Below are 17754 nucleotides of genomic sequence, written 5' to 3' on the forward strand. Positions count from 1 at the left end.
ACAGCCCCTTAGAAATAGCCTTGACGTTTTTTATCTTCCATCGAGCCTGCACCATCGTGGTCGATGACACGGCCCTGGCGCTCGGAAGTTCGCGTCAGGAGCATTTCCTGAATGATGTCCGTCAGCGTCTCGGCTTCGGACTCCACCGCGCCCGTCAACGGGTAGCAGCCAAGGGTACGGAAACGGACTTTCTTTTTGACGATGCGGGCTTTGTCTTCGTCGGACAGGTGCTCGAGGATGCGGTCGTCGTCGATCATGATCAACGTGCCGTTCTTCTCGATCACATCGCGCTCGGCGGCGAAGTACAGCGGCACGATCGGGATGCCTTCCAGGTAGATGTACTGCCAGATGTCCAGCTCGGTCCAATTGGACAGCGGGAACACACGGATCGACTCGCCCTTGTTGACGTTGCCGTTGTAGACGTTCCACAGCTCCGGGCGCTGGTTTTTCGGATCCCAGCGGTGCTTGCTGTCGCGGAATGAGTACACGCGCTCTTTGGCACGGGATTTCTCTTCATCGCGACGCGCGCCGCCAAAGGCAGCGTCGAAACCATGCTTGTCCAGGGCCTGCTTGAGGCCCTCGGTCTTCATGATATCGGTGTGCTTGGCGCTGCCATGGGTGAAGGGGTTGATGCCCTGCGCCACACCGTCCGGGTTGACGTGGGTGATCAGGTCCAGGCCCAGTTCCTCGACCATTTTGTCGCGGAACGTGTACATCTCCTGGAATTTCCAGCGGGTGTCGACGTGCATCACCGGGAACGGCAGTTTGCCCGGGAAGAAGGCCTTGCGTGCCAGGTGCAGCATCACGGCGGAGTCTTTACCGATCGAGTAGAGCATCACCGGGTTGTCGAACTCGGCGGCGACCTCGCGGATGATGTGGATGCTTTCCGCCTCCAGCTGTTTCAGATGCGTCAGTTTGTCGACCATGGCTACTCACGGAAAAACGATCTTGTGGACGGCCAGCGGGCCGTGTTCGAGCGGGGCATGCTAGCACAGCACCTGCTTCTATTCAGGGCGCCAACTAGATCGAAACGGTATATGAATATACCCCTGAGTTTGGCCTGGAATGCGGTCAAGTGTGGGAGGGGGCTTGCCCCCGATAGCGGTGGATCAGTGAAATAGGTACTGACTGACACACCGCAATCGGGGGCAAGCCCCCTCCCACATTAAGTCCCGCTGTATGGCTCAGATCGGGTTCGGGCAATCGATGAACAGGTGTTCCAGGGCAAAGCGTCGCGCCAGGTAATCGCCCAGTGCCTGCACGCCATAACGCTCGGTGGCGTGATGGCCGGCGGCGATGAAGCTGATGTCGTTTTCGCGGGCGCTATGGAAGGTCTGCTCGGACGCTTCGCCGCTGATAAACAGGTCGACGCCCGCGGCAATCGCATTGTCGATATAGCCCTGGCCGCCCCCGGTGCACCAACCGACGCGGCGGATCATCTCGCTGCCTTCGATCAACAGCGGCTCGCGGCCCATCACGTCCTGCACGCGACGGGCAAAGTCACGTGGTGACAGCGGCTCGGCGAGCGAGCCGACCAGGCCAACCACTTTGGGGTTGCCGGGGTCCAGCGGGCCTTCGACGGTAATGTCCAGTTGCCTGGCAAGCTGCACGTTATTGCCGACATCGGGGTGCAGATCCAGGGGCAGGTGGTAGGCCAGCAGGCTGATGTCGTGCTTGAGCAAGGTTTTCAGGCGACGCTGCTTCATGCCGGTGATGCAGGGGTTCTCACCCTTCCAGAAATACCCGTGGTGCACCAGGATCAGGTCAGCCTGGGCTTCGACGGCGGCGTCCAGCAGGGCCTGGCTGGCAGTGACGCCGCTGACGATGCGCATCACCTGGGGCCGGCCCTCGACTTGCAGGCCGTTGGGGCAATAATCGGCGATTTTCAGGCTGCCAAGGTAGCGGTCCGCTTCCTCGACGAGGGTGGTAAGGGGGACGGCCATAAAAGACTCCTAAATATCCGGTTCGCAGGCGTCACAGCCTCGTATAATGCGCGACATTATGGGCGCTCCCGCGCCCCCTGCAACCTGTCAGGACTTACTTGATGCTCAAGGCGCTGCGTTTTTTTGGATGGCCATTGCTGGCTGGCGTGCTGATCGCGATGCTGATTATTCAGCGTTATCCCCAGTGGGTCGGCCTGCCCAGCCTGGATGTGAACCTGCAGCAGGCCCCGCAAACCAGCACCGTGGTGCAAGGCCCGGTGACCTATGCCGACGCCGTGGTCATCGCCGCCCCCGCCGTGGTCAACCTGTACACCACCAAGGTGATCAACAAACCGGCGCATCCCCTGTTCGAAGACCCGCAGTTCCGCCGCTATTTCGGTGATAACGGGCCCAAGCAGCGCCGCATGGAGTCCAGCCTCGGTTCCGGGGTGATCATGAGCCCGGAAGGCTACATCCTCACCAACAACCACGTGACCACCGGCGCCGACCAGATCGTGGTGGCCCTGCGTGACGGCCGCGAGACCCTGGCCCGCGTGGTGGGCAGCGATCCGGAAACCGATCTTGCGGTACTGAAGATCGACCTGAAGGATTTACCGTCGATCACCCTCGGCCGCTCCGACGGCCTGCGCGTGGGTGACGTGGCGCTGGCCATCGGCAACCCGTTCGGCGTCGGCCAGACGGTGACCATGGGCATCATCAGCGCCACCGGGCGTAACCAGCTGGGCCTTAACAGCTACGAAGACTTCATCCAGACCGACGCGGCGATCAACCCCGGCAACTCCGGCGGCGCGCTGGTGGATGCCAATGGCAACCTGACAGGCATCAACACGGCGATTTTCTCCAAGTCCGGCGGCTCCCAGGGCATCGGTTTTGCGATCCCGGTGAAGCTGGCGATGGAGGTGATGAAGTCGATCATTGAACACGGCCAGGTGATTCGCGGCTGGCTGGGCATTGAAGTCCAGCCCTTGACCAAGGAACTGGCCGAGTCGTTCGGCCTGACCGGGCGCCCGGGCATCGTGGTCGCGGGGATCTTCCGCGACGGCCCGGCGCAGAAAGCCGGCCTGCAACTGGGCGATGTGATCCTCAGCATCGACGGCGCACCCGCCGGTGATGGCCGCAAGTCGATGAACCAGGTGGCGCGGATCAAGCCGACTGACAAGGTGGCGATCCAGGTGATGCGCAACGGCAAGGAAATCAAGCTTTCGGCGGAAATCGGCCTGCGCCCGCCGCCGGCCACGGCACCGGTGAAGGAAGAGGAATAAGCGGCAGTGCACCCGTGCCCGTTCGCGGGCGCTGGTGCATTGATATGACATAGCAATCTTTCTCATTAGACATGTTATATTGTTTCAATATCGACATTGGAACGCTCTATCATGCCGTCTCGAAAATTTGCCCCCCTGGCCGGCCTGGCCCTGGGTTTGCTGCTCGACCCTGCCTACGCCGAAGAAAACACCCTGGAACTGGACACCATCAGCGTCACCACCGATGCCTATGAGTCGGCAACCGGCCCGGTGCAGGGTTACCGCGCGACCCGCTCAGCCAGCGCCACCAAGACCGACACCGCCCTGCGCGATATCCCGCAATCGATCAGCGTGATTCCCGCCACGGTGCTCAAGGACCTGGGCAGCACCAGTGTGGAGCGTGCACTGGAATTTGCCGGCGGCGTCTCGAAGCAAAACAATTTCGGCGGCCTGACCCTTTACGAATACAGCGTGCGCGGCTTCACCACCTCAGAGTTCTACCAGGACGGCTTCAGCGCCAATCGCGGCTACCCGAGCACGCCGGACGCGGCGAACATCGAACGCATCGAAGTGCTCAAGGGGCCGGCCGCCAGCCTGTACGGGCGTGGCGATCCAGGCGGTACAGTGAATATCGTCAGCAAGAAACCCCAGCCCGAGGCCTTCACCACGCTGCAAACCAGCGCGGGCAGCTGGGATCGCTACCGCACCGCGCTGGACGTGAATACGCCGCTCGACAGCGAAGGCCGCGTGCTGTCGCGGGTGAACCTGGCGGTTGAAGACAATCACAGTTTCCGCGATCACGTGGACGCCAAGCGAGTGTTCGTCGCGCCGTCCTTCAGTTGGGAACTGGACCCGGATACCACTCTGCTGGTGGAAAGCGAATTCGTGCGCCATGCCTCCACCTTCGACCGCGGCATTGTCGCCAACACCGGCATGTCCCACTCCACGTTCCTTGGCGAGCCGGACGACGGCAATATCCGCAACCACAACAACCGCATCCAGGCCGCGCTGGAACATCACCTTAACGATGCCTGGAAGCTGCGCCTGGCCAGTCATTACAAACAAGGCAGCCTGTGGGGCGACGCCTCGGAAAGCCGTGCGCTGAACGCCGACGGCCACTCCGTCAACCGCCGCTACCGCGAGCGCTCTACCGGTTGGCACGACAGCATCACCCAACTGGAACTGCGCGGGCTGTTCGATATCGGCAGCTGGCAGCATGAACTGCTGGTCGGCACCGAGTACGAGGACTACCGCAAGAAGGAACGAGTGACCGCCATTGGCGGCAGCAACTACCCCATTGATCTCTACAACCCGGTCTACGGCCAGCCAAAACCCAATGGCACGCGCACCGGTACCGATTTCTTCGAGCAGACCCAAAGCCATGCGCTGAACCTGCAGGACCAGATCGTCTTCACCGACCGCCTGCGCGGCATGGTGGGCGCGCGCTTCGAGCATTTCGACCAGAGCACCGACGACTTCACCCGCAACCACGCCAAAAGCCGGCAAACCCACGACGCCTTCACCCAACGCGCCGGTCTGCTCTATCAACTCACACCGCAGGTTGGGGTATTCGCCAACGCCTCCACCTCATTCAAGCCCAACAGCGGCCTGGATGCCGGTGGCAAGACCTTCAAGCCCGAAGAAGGTGTGGGGTATGAAGTCGGGGTCAAGAGCGAGCTGTTTGACGACCGCCTCAGCGCCACCCTCGCCGCCTTCCATATCGAGAAGGAAAACGTGCTGACCCTGGACCCGGCGACCAACACCAACCGCGCCATGGGCAAGGCGCGCAGCCAGGGCCTGGATCTGCAACTGACCGGGCAGGTCACCGACGCCATCCGCGTGATCGGCGCGTTGGCCTACATCGACGCCGAAGTGACCAAGGGCGATAAAACCATTCCTGCCGGCAGCCGTATCCTCGGCGTCGCCAAACGCAGCGGCAGTCTGTTGGGGGTGTACCAATTCCAGGACGGCGCATTGCGCGGTTCGGACCTGGGGGCGGCGTTTACCTATGTCGGTGATCGCTCCGGTGAGGCGGGGACAGGTTTTGAACTGCCCGCTTACCACACCGTCGACCTGCTGGCGCATTACAAGGCGACGGAGAATGTCACCGTGGGGCTGAACCTCAACAACCTGTTCAACGAGAAGTACTACGAGCGGTCCTACAGCAGCTACTGGGTCAACCCCGGCGAGCCGCGCAACGTCACCGTCAGCCTGAGCCTAAACCTCTGACAGATATGGGGCTAAATGTGGGAGGGGGCTTGCCCCCGATGGCGATGTGTCAGTCACTGATGTACTTACTGACTCTCCCTCATCGGGGGCAAGCCCCCCTCCCACATTTGGATCGCGGACCGGCAAATGATACCGGTCGGCTCTAAGGCCGCCGCGCTTTTGCTTTTGATCTCAGGCGCCCCGTTAAACCACGCTGGCCGAACGCAGGCTTGAATCCGTGGGTAACCCGGCAGGACGCCGGGTTAGCCGCACTGGGCCAGGGATGGCCCATTGCGGCGGCCCACGGATTCAAGCCGGAGAGAGGGCACACCGAGCCTAGGCGAGGTGCCGAGTGGTGGGGCAAGAGCGTTTTGCTTACTTTTGCACTTTTCAAAAGTGAGCCGCTGTAAAAGCGGAACCGTTAGCAGCCGTTACCGCAGAAACGGATATGTACTCGATCTGATCCAACATCCTGGTCGGCCCAGAGGCCGCCATCGGGGGCAAGCCCCCTCCCACAATTGGATCACCGCAAGGCGTGATTACAGCCTAACCGGCGCTCTTTCGCAGAGGGTATTGAGCGCCGCCGCCCACTGCGGGTCATCATTCAAGCACGGCACCAATATCAACTCCTCGCCTCCCGCCTCACGGAACTGTTCCAGCCCGCGATCACCGATTTCTTCCAGGGTCTCGATGCAATCGGCGACAAACGCGGGGCACATCACCAGCAGTTTTTTCACGCCTTGCTGCGCCAATGCCTCAAGACGCGCCTCGGTGTAGGGTTCGATCCACTTGGCGCGGCCCAGGCGCGACTGGAACGCCACCGACCACTTGCCATCCGGCAGCCCCAACCGCTCGGCCACGTCGCGGGCAACGCTGAAGCATTGCGCGCGATAACAGGTGGCAAGCACCTCAGGCGAGGCATTTTTGCAGCAATCGGCATCCTTGAAACAATGCTGGCCGGTCGGGTCGAGCTTGGTCAGGTGACGCTCGGGCAAGCCGTGAAAACTCAACAGCAGGTGATCGTAAGCCTGTTCCACATGCGGTCGTACACTGGCGGCCAGGGCATCGAGGTACTCAGGCTGGTCGTAGAACGGCTGCAGGATCGAGAATTGCACCTTCAGTTTCTTGTCACGCACCACGCGCCTGGCTTCTTCTATCACCGTGGTCACAGTGCTGTCGGCAAACTGCGGGTACAGCGGCGCCAGCGTCACTTTCTGAATGCCCTGGGCGGCCAGGCGCGTCAGCACCGTTTCAAGGGATGGCTCGCCATAACGCATCGCCAGTTCTACCGGGCCCTGGGTCCATTGCGCGGTCATCTGCTGCTGCAGGCGACGGCTGAGGACTACCAGCGGCGAGCCTTCGTCCCACCAGATGGACGCATAGGCATGCGCCGACTGCTCGGGGCGTTTGATCAGGATCAGCGACACCAGCAAGCGACGTACCGGCCACGGCAGGTCGATGACATAAGGGTCCATCAGGAACTGATTGAGGTAGCTGCGCACATCGGCCACCGAAGTGGACTTTGGCGAGCCCAGGTTGACCAGTAACAACGCGTGATCGGTCATGCAACATCCTATCTTTAGAGGCGGCTGGACAAGTCGTCCAGGGCCGCACGCAATTCAGTGAACTGGAAAGTGAAACCTGCGGCCAGCAGCCGCTCAGGCAGTGCCTTTTGCCCGCCAAGCAATAAACCCGACAACTCGCCCAACCCGACCTTCAGCGCAAAGGCCGGCATCGGCATGAACGCCGGACGGTGCAGCACCTGGCCCAGCGTCTTGGCGAACTCGCGGTTGCGCACCGGGTGGGGCGCGCAGGCATTATAAGGACCACGGGCGTCAGCCTTGTGCAGAAGAAAATCAATCAGGGCGATTTGATCGCGTATATGCACCCATGGCATCCACTGGCGGCCATTGCCGATAGGCCCGCCCAGCGCCAGTTTGAACGGCAGCAACAGGCGCGACAAAAAGCCGCCCTCGGCCGCCAGCACCAGGCCGGTACGCACCAGCACCACGCGAATGCCCAAGGCCTCGGCACGCGCGGCGGTTTCTTCCCAGGCGATACACAACTGGCTGGGAAAATCATCCTGCACCGGGCCGCTGTCTTCAGTCAGTTCGCGCTCGCCGCCGTCGCCATACCAGCCCACGGCGGAACCCGAGATCAGCACCGCCGGTTTCTGCTCCAGGCGTTCCAACCACGCCAGCAGACTTTCGGTCAGGCTGATGCGACTGCTCCACAGCAATGCCTTGCGCTTGTGAGTCCAGGGACGGTCGGCAATCGGTGCACCGGCCAGGTTGACCACCGCGTCCACCGCGCCGATCACGCCCTGCAGGCGCCCAACGCCCAGCACCTGCGCGCCGCAAATACGCGCCACGGATTCGGGTGTACGACTCAACACGGTCAAGCGATGGCCCTGGGCAAGCCAGTGCCGGCACAGTTGACGGCCGATCAAGCCGGTACCGCCGGTCAGCAAAATATGCATGGGACTCTCCTCATGTAACGTTCGCCGCCGCTCACTGGTCTATTTTATAAGCAGGGATCGATTTGATATTCGAGCGTGACGATCGTTTAGCCTGTTGGCTTAACCATAGGTCACGTCACACAATCAGGCACGCCAAAACTTATACCAAAAAACAATATTGTACAGCTATTAGTGTCGGCGTAGTCTGTACCCAACGGTAAAACGAGGCCTCCCATGACTGTCCCCATCGCGATCATAGGTGCCGGCATCGCCGGTCTCTCCGCCGCCCGAGCGTTACGAGACGCGGGGCACGTTGTACACCTCTTCGATAAAAGCCGCGGCAGCGGCGGCCGTATGTCCAGCAAGCGCAGCGACGCCGGCGCGCTGGACATGGGCGCTCAATATTTCACCGCCCGCGACCGGCGCTTCGTCAACGAGGTGCAGCGCTGGCAAAGCCATGGCTGGGCCGAACAGTGGAAACCCCAGCTGTACAACTTCAAGGCCGGCCAGCTGACGCCCTCCCCCGATGAACAGATCCGCTGGGTCGGTACCCCGCGCATGAGCGCCATTACCCGCGCCCTGCTCGATGACCTGCCGGTGGAGTTCGGTTGCCGCATTACCGAAGTATTCCAGGGCACCCGGCACTGGAACCTGCTCGATGCCGATGGCGGCAGTCACGGCCCGTTCAGCCATGTGATCATCGCCACGCCGGCGCCCCAGGCCACCACCCTGCTGGCCGCCGCACCGAAGCTGGCGAGCGCCGTGGCCGGGGTGAAAATGGAGCCGACCTGGGCCATCGCCCTGGCCTTCGACACGCCTCTGGATACGCCGATGGAAGGCTGCTTCGTGCAAGACAGCGCGCTTGACTGGCTGGCGCGCAACCGCAGCAAACCCGGGCGTGACGTCAGCCTCGACACCTGGGTGCTGCATGCCACCAGCACCTGGAGCAAGGCACACCTGGACCTGCCCAGGGAAGCCGTGATCGAACACCTGCACGGCGCCTTCGCCGAATTGCTGCACTGCGCCATGCCCGCGCCGTCATTCAGCCTGGCCCACCGCTGGCTCTACGCCAGGCCGTCCAGCAGTCATGAGTTCGGCGTGCTGGCCGATGCCGACCTGGGCCTGTTCGTCTGCGGCGACTGGTGTCTGTCCGGGCGCGTCGAAGGCGCCTGGCTCAGCGGCCAGGAGGCGGCGCGACGGTTGATCGAGCACCTGCAATGAACCGCTTGAATCCGGCCAAATTGTTGCTGTCGAAATGGACCGCGACATCCCCGAAAAACAAGGAAAAACACTTCCTCGTCACCGAACTGTTCCGTGACGAGGAAGGCACCGTTTTGGAAATCGAACTGCAAGCGGTGATGACGCGGCGCAGCGAACGCCTCCCATGGCAGGCCCTGCAGAACCCTGAACGCTGGAAAATGGGCTGGACGTAAATCCGGGCGAAAATACCTATACAAAATTATTGACTTGTACAAGATCAAATCTATGATGAGACTTAGTTGTACAGGGATTAAAAACTGTACAGGAATTTTGCAGAGGTTTACCCATGCCCCCTTCCGTGAAACCCAAGATCGGCATCAGCGCCTGCCTGCTGGGCGAAAACGTGCGTTTCAACGGCGGGCATAAGCAATCCCTCCTGTGCACCCAGACCCTGGCCGACTACTTCCACTACGTGCCGTTGTGTCCCGAAGTCGCCATCGGCCTGGGCATTCCCCGTGAAACCATTCGCCTGGTCGGCGACGCGGCCAACCCGCAGGCCGTGGGCACCGTACACCGCGAACTCAACGTGACCCAGCCGCTGGATGAATACGGCCAGCAGATGGCGGCCGAGCACACCGACCTGTGCGGCTACATCTTTATGCAGAAGTCGCCCTCCTGTGGCCTGGAGCGGGTCAAGGTGTACCGTGAGAACGGCGCACCGGTGGATGGCGGCGGGCGCGGTATCTACGCCCAGGCGTTCTGCGCGCGCCACCCCAACCTGCCGGTGGAAGAGGACGGTCGCCTGAATGATCCGGTATTGCGTGAAAACTTCCTCACCCGCGTATTCGTCTACGCCAGCTGGCAACAATTGCTCGCCGAAGGCCTGACGCGTCACCGCCTGCTGGCCTTCCATTCGCGCTACAAATACTTGTTGATGGCCCACAGCCCGGCGCATTACAAAAGCCTCGGCCACCTGCTGGGCAGCATGACCAAGGACACCCACCTGGACGAATTGGCCAGTTGCTACTTCAGCGACCTGATGACCGGCCTGACCAAGTGCGCTACCCGTGGCACCCACACCAATGTGCTGCAACACATCAGCGGCTACCTCAAGCAGGCGATCAGCGCCGATGACAAACAGGAAATGCAAACCGTCATCAGCCAGTACCGCCAGGGCATCGTGCCGCTGGTGGTGCCGCTCACGCTGCTCAAGCATCACTTTCGTCAACACCCGGACCGCTACATTGCGCAGCAGGCCTACCTGCAGCCGCACCCGGAAAACCTCAGCCTGCGCAATGCGATCTAGACCATGACAGTTGCCCTGCAAGACGAACCCGGCGAAGACATCGCCCAAGCCCTGCAAAATGGCTGGCTGCCGATCCGCGAGGTGGCGCGCCAGACCGGCGTCAATGCCGTGACCCTGCGCGCATGGGAGCGCCGTTACGGCCTGATCGTGCCCCAGCGCACGCCCAAGGGGCATCGCTTGTTCAGCGCCGACCACGTGCAACGCATCCATGCCATCCTCACCTGGCTCAATCGCGGCGTGCCGGTCAGCCAGGTAAAAGGCCTGATCGACTCCGCCCAAGCCTCCCCCGAACCGATGGAAAACGAATGGCACACCTTGCGCCAAACCTTGCTGACGGCCATCGCTGAGCTGGCCGAACGTCGGGTCGACGATGCCTTCAATCAGGCCATGGCGCTCTACCCGCCACGCACCTTGTGCGAGCAATTGATGCTGCCACTGCTCAGCGAGCTGGAACAGAAGTGGCAGGGTCAGTTCGGCGCACAGATGGAGCGGGTATTTTTCCTGTCCTGGTTGCGCAGCAAGTTCGGCGCGCGCATTTACCACAACAACCGGCAACTACACGGCGCCCCGCTGCTGCTGATCAACCATTCCGACTTGCTCCTGGAGCCGCACCTGTGGCTCAGCGCCTGGCTGGCCAGCAGCGCCGACTGCCCGGTGGAGGTGTTCGACTGGCCGCTGCCCCCCGGCGAACTGGCGCTGGCGGTGGAACACCTGCAACCGCGCGCCGTATTGCTGTATTCCAGCAAGGCGCTGCAGGTCGCGGCACTCACGAAACTGCTGGCGGGCATTGGTTGCCCGATATTGATTGCCGGACCGGCGGTCTGCATCCACCACGCCGAGTTGGCCGTATTAACCCGTGATATCCCCGAGTTGTTCGTCGCCGAAGACCCGTTGGCGGCCCACCAGATATTGATCCAGCGTGGAATCGTCTAAATGCACTTGATCTGGCTGCGCACCGACCTGCGCCTTCACGACAACACCGCCCTGACTGCCGCCAGCCAGCGAGGCCCGGTCGCGGCCATTTACCTGATCACCCCGCAACAATGGCTGGCCCACGATGATGCGCCGTGCAAGGTGGACTTCTGGCTGCGCAACCTGCACGCGTTAGAGCAAGCGCTCGCAGACGTGAACATCCCGCTGCTGATCCGCCAGGCCGACACCTGGGACCAGGCGCCAGGCGTATTGAGCCAGCTATGCCGGGAGCTCAAGGTTGAGGCGGTGCACGTCAACGAGGAATACGGGATTCACGAGAGCCGTCGCGACAGTGCCGTGGCCCGGGCCCTGGAAGCAGACGGCGTGACCTTCCACAGCTACCTCGACCAGCTGTTCTTCCAGCCGGGCAGTGTGTTGACCAAGTCCGGCACCTACTTTCAAGTGTTCAGCCAGTTCCGCAAGGTCTGCTACACCCGTCTGCACAGCGCCTTGCCGCCTTTGGTGGCAAGCCCCAAGGCCCAGGCCGTGCTCGACCTGCAAAGCGATGCCATCCCCACCACCGTCGAAGGTTTCGCGCCCCCCAGTGAAAGCTTGCGCGCCCTCTGGCCCGCCGGTGAAGACGAGGCGCGCCGGCGCCTCGACGCCTTCGCCGATGAGCAGATCAGTTACTACAGGGACGAGCGCGACTTTCCCGCCAAGCCCGGCACCAGCCAGTTGTCCGCCTACCTTGCCGCCGGGGTCGTATCGCCGCGCCAGTGTCTGCACGCCGCGTTGCAGTCCAACCAGGGCGAATTCGAAAGCGGTGACATCGGTACGATCACCTGGATCAACGAACTGCTGTGGCGTGAATTCTACAAACACATCCTCGTGGGCTACCCGCGCGTCTCCCGCCACCGTGCGTTCCGCCCCGAAACCGAAGCGGTGGCCTGGCGCGACGCCCCCAAGGACCTGGCCGCCTGGCAACAGGCGCGCACCGGCTTGCCGATCATCGATGCGGCCATGCGCCAACTGCTGGAAACCGGCTGGATGCACAACCGCCTGCGCATGGTGGTGGCGATGTTCCTGACCAAGAACCTGCTGATCGATTGGCGCGAAGGCGAGCGCTTCTTTATGCGACACCTGATCGACGGCGACCTGGCAGCCAACAACGGCGGCTGGCAGTGGAGTTCCTCGACGGGCACCGACTCGGCGCCGTATTTCCGGATTTTCAGCCCGCTGAGCCAGTCGGAAAAATTCGACAGCGAAGGGTTGTTCATCAAGCACTGGCTGCCGGAACTGGCCACGTTGAATAAAAAAGAAGTGCACAACCCCGAAGCCGCTGGCGGTCTGTTCGGCGTGGCCGACTACCCGCGCGCCATTGTCGACCTGAAGAAATCCCGCGAACGCGCCCTCGCCGCCTTTCGCAGCCTGCCTTCGCGTCAGGAGATGGCCGATCATGAGTGACTTCCTGCGCCATTTCGGCCACACCTTTGCCACGCTGAACAAGCACAACCTGCACCTGCTCGACAGCCTGTACAGCGACGACATCCTGTTTGCCGACCCGCTGCATGAAGTCCACGGCCTGCCCGAGCTGCATCGCTACTTCGCGCAGCTGTACAGCAACGTCAACCAGCTGGACTTCGAGTTCCACGGCTTCGACCAAACGGGCGAAGGCGAAGGCTACCTGCGCTGGACCATGAACTTTCGTCACCCGCGCCTGGCCGGCGGCGAGCTGATCAGTGTGCAAGGTTGTTCCCACCTGATGTGGCGCGACAAGGTTTACCGACACCGCGATTATTTCGATGCCGGCGCTCTGCTTTATGAACACCTGCCGGTCCTCGGCGGCGTCATCAGTTGGCTGAAAAGGAGAATGGGATGAGCCTGACACCGCCCCGTCGTTATTGGTTGACCGGCGCCAGCAGTGGCATCGGTGCAGCGCTCGCCGTGGAGTTGCTCAACAGCGGCGCCCATGTGGCGCTCAGTTCCCGCACCAAGGGCCCACTCGAGGCGCTCGCCCAGCGTTATCCGGGGCGAGTGCTGGTGGTGGCCGGCGACTTGACCAACAGCCAGACCGTGCGCGAAATCGGTGAGCGCATCAGCGAGGCCTGGGGCTCGCTGGATACGGTGATCCTCAACGCCGGCACCTGTGAATATGTCGACGCCAGGCAATTCGATGCGTCGATCATCGAACACGTGGTGCGCACCAACCTCCTGGCCAGCAGTTATTGCATCGAAGCGGCACTGCCGCTGTTGCGTGCCGGGCGTACGCCGCATCTGGTGGGCGTGGCCAGCGCCGTGACGTACCTGCCCATGCCTCGCGCTGAAGCCTACGGCGCTTCGAAGGCGGGGCTGCGCTATTTGTTCGAGTCTCTGCGCATCGGCCTGTCGCCGGAGAACATCGACGTCACCGTGATCAGCCCGGGCTTTGTCGACACGCCGCTGACCGAACGCAATGACTTCCCCATGCCCTTGAGCTGGCCAGCCGACAAGGCCGCCAGGCATATCTTCGCCAAGCTGGAAAAGCGCCCCCTGGAGATCGCCTTTCCGGCCTTGTTCATCGCTACCCTGTGGCCGTTGTCGAAGCTGCCTAACCGCGCACAGCTGATCATCGGCAAACGCATGTTGCGCAGCCCGCCGCCGCACAAGGACGACCTGTGAAGATCGCCATTATCGGCAGCGGCATCGCCGGGCTGACCAGCGCCTACCTGCTCAGTCGTCGCCACGACATCACACTGTTCGAAGCGGGCGACTGCCTCGGCGGGCATACCCACACCGCCAACGTGACAGTCGAAGGCGAGCGCTATGCGGTGGACACCGGTTTCATCGTGTTCAACGACTGGACCTATCCGAACTTTATCCGCCTGCTGGGGCAGATCGGGGTCAGGTTCAAACCCACCGAAATGAGTTTTTCGGTGTGCGACGAAAGTACCGGGCTCGAATACAACGGCAATAACCTCAACAGCCTGTTCGCCCAGCGCCGCAATATTTTGTCGCCGGGGTTCTGGGGCATGCTGCGCGATATCCTGCGCTTCAACCGCCAGGCGCCGCTGGATCTGCAAGAGCAGCGCATCAATGCCGACATGACCCTGGGCGATTATCTCGACGCCGGCGGCTACGGCCCCCGATTTATCCGGCATTACATCGTGCCGATGGGCGCGGCGATCTGGTCGATGTCATTGGCCGACATGCTCAACTTTCCGTTGCAGTTCTTCGTGCGCTTCTTCAAGAACCACGGCCTGCTTTCAGTGAGCAACCGTCCGCAATGGTGCGTGATCGACGGGGGCTCCAGCAGCTATATAGAGCCCTTGACCCGCAACTTTCGCGAACGGATACGCCTCAACTGCCCGGTGCAAAACGTGCAACGCACCGACGACGGCGTGGTTATCCACAGCCCGCTCGGCAGCGAGACCTTCGACCGCGTGGTGTTCGCCTGCCACAGCGACCAGGCCCTGGCATTGCTCGCCGACCCGAGCGAGGCCGAACGGCAGATCCTCGGCGCCCTGCCCTATGCCGACAACGACGTGGTGCTGCACACCGACACACGATTGCTGCCCGACCGCAAGCTGGCCTGGGCCAGTTGGAATTACCGGCTGGGCGGCAATCAGCAGCAGCAGGCCGCCGTCACCTACGACATGAACATCCTGCAAGGCATCGACAGCGCCACCACCTTTTGCGTGAGCCTCAACCAGACATCGGTGATCAACCCGCTGAAGATCCTGGCGCGCTACACCTACGCCCATCCGCAATACAGCCTGGCCGCAGTGGCCGCACAGGCGCGCTGGGAAGAATTGCACGGCGCGCGCAACACGTTCTACTGCGGCGCCTATTGGGCCAATGGTTTCCATGAGGACGGCGTGGTCAGCGCCCTGCGCGTGGCCCAGGCGTTTGGGGAAACCCTGTGAACAGCGCCCTGTACAGCGGCTGGATCGCCCATCGCCGGTTTACGCCCAAGGCCCATGCCTTTCGCTACCGCATCGGCCTGCTGTACCTGGACCTCAGCGAGCAGGACGCCGTGCTCGCGCTCTCGCCCCTGGCAGGCAGCAGCCGCCTGGCGCCCTTCGGCTTTCGCCAGCAGGACTATCTGCGCGCGTTCACCCGCCACGGCACCTCCTTGAGCGATGCGGTGCGCCATGAAGTCGGCAAGGCGCTGGGACGCACGCCACAGGGTGCTATCTGCCTGCTGACCCAGGCGCGCAGCTGGGGCCTGGCATTCAATCCGGTGAGCTTCTTCTATTGCTTCGAAGCCGACGGGCAACTGGCGGCGATCCTGTGCGAAGTCACCAACACCCCGTGGCGCGAGCGCTATCACTACGTGCTGCCGGCCCAGGCTCTGGGCGCCGATGAGCACCAGCACTTCGCCGTGGCCAAGGCGTTCCATGTGTCGCCGTTCCTGCCGCGCGACCTGGAATACCGCATGAGCTTCAGCCCGCCCGGCGCCAGGCTCGGCGTGCACATGGCCGATTGGCAGGGCGCGGATAAAGTCTTCGACGCCACCTTGAGCCTGCGAAAAGAAGCCCTGAACCGCGCCAGCCTGCATCGCTATCTATGGCGCTTTCCGTGGATGACCGCCAAGACCTGCCTGGCGATTTACTGGCAGGCCCTGCGCCTGTTGCTCAAACGCACACCGATTTTTTCCCACCGGGCCGCCGATGGCGCCTCCAGCACCGCCGTCGGGTATACCAAGGATCGCCGCCATGAAATCCCCTAGCTTATCGGTCAAGACCCATCGCCTGAACGTCAATGGCATGACCGCTGCGCTGCTGCGCAAGGGCGTGTTGCGCCAACTCGGCCAATTGCGCCACGGCCAATTGGTGATCGTCGAGGACGGCGAGCGACACGTGTTCGGCGCACGGGAAGCGCATCTGTTGGGGGAAATCCAGATCCTCGATTCGGCGGTGTGGGGCCTGGTGGCCGCCAACGGTTCGATCGGCGCCGGCGAAGCGTTTATCCATGGCTACTGGAGCAGCCCCGACCTGACCGCCGTGGTGCGTGTAATGGTCAGCAACCTGGAGGTGCTCGATGCCATGGAGGGTGGCCTGGCCCGCCTGGCGCGGCCGTTCACCCATGGCCTGCACTGGCTCAACCGCAACACACGCAAGGGCTCGCGGAAAAACATCGAAGCCCATTACGACCTGGGCAACGAGCTGTTCAAGGAGTTTCTCGACCCGACCATGATGTATTCGGCGGCGCAATTTCTCAGCGCCGACGACACCCTGGAACAGGCGCAACTGAACAAGCTGGAACGCATCTGCCAGAAACTGTCGCTCAAGCCTACCGACCATCTGCTGGAAATCGGCACCGGGTGGGGCAGCATGGCGCTGTATGCGGCGCAGCATTACGGTTGCAAGGTCACCACCACGACCCTGTCCAGGGAACAGTTCGCCTACACCGCGCAGCGCATCGAAGCGGCGGGCCTGCAAGAGCAGGTGACATTGTTGCTGCAGGACTACCGCGACCTGACCGGTAAGTACGACAAGCTGGTGTCCATCGAAATGATCGAAGCGGTGGGCCATCGCTTCCTGCCCACGTATTTCAAACAGTGCGCGCACTTGCTCAAACCCGACGGCCTGATGCTGCTGCAAGCCATCACCATCCGCGAACAACGTTATGAGCAGGCCAGGAACAGCGTCGACTTTATCCAGCGCTACATCTTTCCTGGCGGCGCCCTGCCCAGCGTGCAGAACATGCTGCAGATCGTCTGCCGCGACACCGACATGAACCTGCTGCACATGGAGGATTTCGGGCTGCACTACGCGCGCACCCTGCGCCTGTGGCATGACAACTTTCGCCGTGCCCATGGGCGCCTGGCGGAGCTTGGCTACGACGAGTACTTTCTGCGCTTGTGGGAGTTCTACCTGTGCTACTGCGAAGGCGGCTTCATGGAGCGTACGATCGGCACCGCGCAGTTGCTGCTGGCCAAGCCCGCAGCCATCAACCCGCCGTTGCTCGGGCGCTTTAATGCTTAAATCCCTGGCCAACGCCGCGCTGTTTCAATGCGGCTGGTTTGCCTGTGTGCTCGGCGGCGACAGCCCATGGTTGCTGGCAGGGTTGGCGGCGCTGCTCATCCATCTGCTGTGGATCAGCTCATTGACCGATGAAGGCGCGCTGATCATCGGCGTGACACTCGCCGGCACGTTGCTCGACACGCTGTTGCGCACCCTCGGGGTTTTCCACTTCAGCGAGCCGGGGCCGTTGATTCCCTTCTGGCTGATGTTGCTGTGGGCCTTGCTGGGCACTACCTTGCGCCATTGCCTGGCCTGGAGCGCCCGCCCCTGGTGGCGCGCCGCGTTGTTGGGCGCAGTGGGCGGACCGCTGTCGTATTACGCCGGCAGCCAACTGGCCGGCGTGCAGTTCGGCTATGGCCTGGGGCCGACAATGGCCGGGCTGGCGGTACTCTGGGCCGTGGTTTTCCCGCTGCTGGCAGCGGCAGCCACAAGCGGCGAACTTCCAACAACGCTTAAAAGATGAAGCCGGTCGGCTTCTGCT

The 17754-nt window shown here is 62.4% G+C and carries 17 protein-coding genes; 13 read left to right on the plus strand and 4 right to left on the minus strand.

Annotation, left to right across the window (positions count from 1 at the left end; genetic code table 11):
* Positions 1 to 8 precede the first annotated feature (8 nt).
* Complete coding sequence (cysD, locus tag BFQ00_RS01530; protein WP_012722132.1) at positions 9 to 926, minus strand: sulfate adenylyltransferase subunit CysD; 918 nt, start codon at positions 924 to 926, stop codon at positions 9 to 11.
* 258 nt (positions 927 to 1184) lie between these two features.
* A complete protein-coding gene (locus BFQ00_RS01535) occupies positions 1185 to 1943 on the minus strand; it encodes a Nif3-like dinuclear metal center hexameric protein (RefSeq protein WP_065891506.1) in 759 nt (252 codons plus the stop codon).
* Between the two features lie 101 nt (positions 1944 to 2044).
* Here BFQ00_RS01535 and algW point away from each other — a divergent pair, with 101 nt between their 5' ends.
* Together algW and BFQ00_RS01545 are read left to right on the plus strand one after the other, a co-directional pair.
* Positions 2045 to 3205 carry a Do family serine endopeptidase AlgW gene (algW, locus tag BFQ00_RS01540; RefSeq protein WP_057725862.1) on the plus strand — a complete coding sequence of 387 codons (1161 nt, stop codon included), beginning with the start codon at positions 2045 to 2047 and terminating at the stop codon, positions 3203 to 3205.
* Positions 3206 to 3316: 111 nt separating this feature from the next.
* Positions 3317 to 5413 (plus strand): TonB-dependent siderophore receptor, encoded by a 2097-nt coding sequence (locus tag BFQ00_RS01545; protein ID WP_065932421.1) that lies wholly within the window; start codon positions 3317 to 3319, stop codon positions 5411 to 5413.
* A gap of 518 nt (positions 5414 to 5931) precedes the next feature.
* Here BFQ00_RS01545 and hemH read toward each other — a convergent pair.
* Positions 5932 to 6957, minus strand: a complete 1026-nt coding sequence (gene hemH / locus BFQ00_RS01550; RefSeq protein ID WP_065932422.1) for a ferrochelatase — start codon at positions 6955 to 6957, stop codon at positions 5932 to 5934.
* 14 nt (positions 6958 to 6971) lie between these two features.
* On the minus strand, positions 6972 to 7871 hold the full coding sequence (locus BFQ00_RS01555; RefSeq protein ID WP_065932423.1) for a TIGR01777 family oxidoreductase: 900 nt from the start codon (positions 7869 to 7871) through the stop codon (positions 6972 to 6974).
* Between the two features lie 213 nt (positions 7872 to 8084).
* On the opposite strand from BFQ00_RS01555, the gene BFQ00_RS01560 reads away from it, so the two are divergent.
* The 11 genes from BFQ00_RS01560 to BFQ00_RS01610 all read left to right on the plus strand — a co-directional run bounded on the left by BFQ00_RS01560 (position 8085) and on the right by BFQ00_RS01610 (position 17736).
* Complete coding sequence (locus BFQ00_RS01560) at positions 8085 to 9071, plus strand: NAD(P)/FAD-dependent oxidoreductase (protein WP_065932424.1); 987 nt, start codon at positions 8085 to 8087, stop codon at positions 9069 to 9071.
* Positions 9068 to 9283, plus strand: coding sequence for a TIGR02450 family Trp-rich protein (locus BFQ00_RS01565; protein WP_065932425.1), 216 nt, complete (start codon positions 9068 to 9070; stop codon positions 9281 to 9283). Before BFQ00_RS01560 ends, BFQ00_RS01565 begins: the two co-directional genes overlap by 4 nt.
* 113 nt (positions 9284 to 9396) lie before the next feature.
* Positions 9397 to 10356, plus strand: coding sequence for a YbgA family protein (locus tag BFQ00_RS01570; protein WP_065932426.1), 960 nt, complete (start codon positions 9397 to 9399; stop codon positions 10354 to 10356).
* A 3-nt stretch (positions 10357 to 10359) separates the two neighbouring features.
* The gene (locus BFQ00_RS01575; protein WP_065932427.1) at positions 10360 to 11289 is read left to right on the plus strand and encodes a MerR family transcriptional regulator; all 930 of its coding nucleotides are present in this window, start codon (positions 10360 to 10362) and stop codon (positions 11287 to 11289) included.
* Positions 11290 to 12732, plus strand: coding sequence for a deoxyribodipyrimidine photo-lyase (gene phrB / locus BFQ00_RS01580; protein ID WP_065932428.1), 1443 nt, complete (start codon positions 11290 to 11292; stop codon positions 12730 to 12732).
* On the plus strand, positions 12725 to 13147 hold the full coding sequence (locus tag BFQ00_RS01585; RefSeq protein ID WP_065932429.1) for a nuclear transport factor 2 family protein: 423 nt from the start codon (positions 12725 to 12727) through the stop codon (positions 13145 to 13147). The genes phrB and BFQ00_RS01585 overlap by 8 nt, the downstream gene beginning before the upstream one ends.
* A complete protein-coding gene (locus tag BFQ00_RS01590) occupies positions 13144 to 13926 on the plus strand; it encodes an SDR family NAD(P)-dependent oxidoreductase (protein ID WP_065932430.1) in 783 nt (260 codons plus the stop codon). The genes BFQ00_RS01585 and BFQ00_RS01590 overlap by 4 nt, the downstream gene beginning before the upstream one ends.
* On the plus strand, positions 13923 to 15170 hold the full coding sequence (locus BFQ00_RS01595; RefSeq protein WP_065932431.1) for an NAD(P)/FAD-dependent oxidoreductase: 1248 nt from the start codon (positions 13923 to 13925) through the stop codon (positions 15168 to 15170). The genes BFQ00_RS01590 and BFQ00_RS01595 overlap by 4 nt, the downstream gene beginning before the upstream one ends.
* Entirely contained in the window at positions 15167 to 15976 is an 810-nt protein-coding gene (locus BFQ00_RS01600) for a DUF1365 domain-containing protein (RefSeq protein ID WP_065932432.1), read from the plus strand. The genes BFQ00_RS01595 and BFQ00_RS01600 overlap by 4 nt, the downstream gene beginning before the upstream one ends.
* Positions 15963 to 17234 (plus strand): SAM-dependent methyltransferase, encoded by a 1272-nt coding sequence (locus BFQ00_RS01605; RefSeq protein WP_065932433.1) that lies wholly within the window; start codon positions 15963 to 15965, stop codon positions 17232 to 17234. Before BFQ00_RS01600 ends, BFQ00_RS01605 begins: the two co-directional genes overlap by 14 nt.
* A complete protein-coding gene (locus BFQ00_RS01610; RefSeq protein ID WP_065932434.1) occupies positions 17227 to 17736 on the plus strand; it encodes a DUF2878 domain-containing protein in 510 nt (169 codons plus the stop codon). Before BFQ00_RS01605 ends, BFQ00_RS01610 begins: the two co-directional genes overlap by 8 nt.
* Positions 17737 to 17754 lie beyond the last annotated feature (18 nt).

The organism is Pseudomonas sp. 28 E 9 (genome assembly GCF_900004785.1).
Classification (GTDB): domain Bacteria; phylum Pseudomonadota; class Gammaproteobacteria; order Pseudomonadales; family Pseudomonadaceae; genus Aquipseudomonas; species Aquipseudomonas orientalis_A.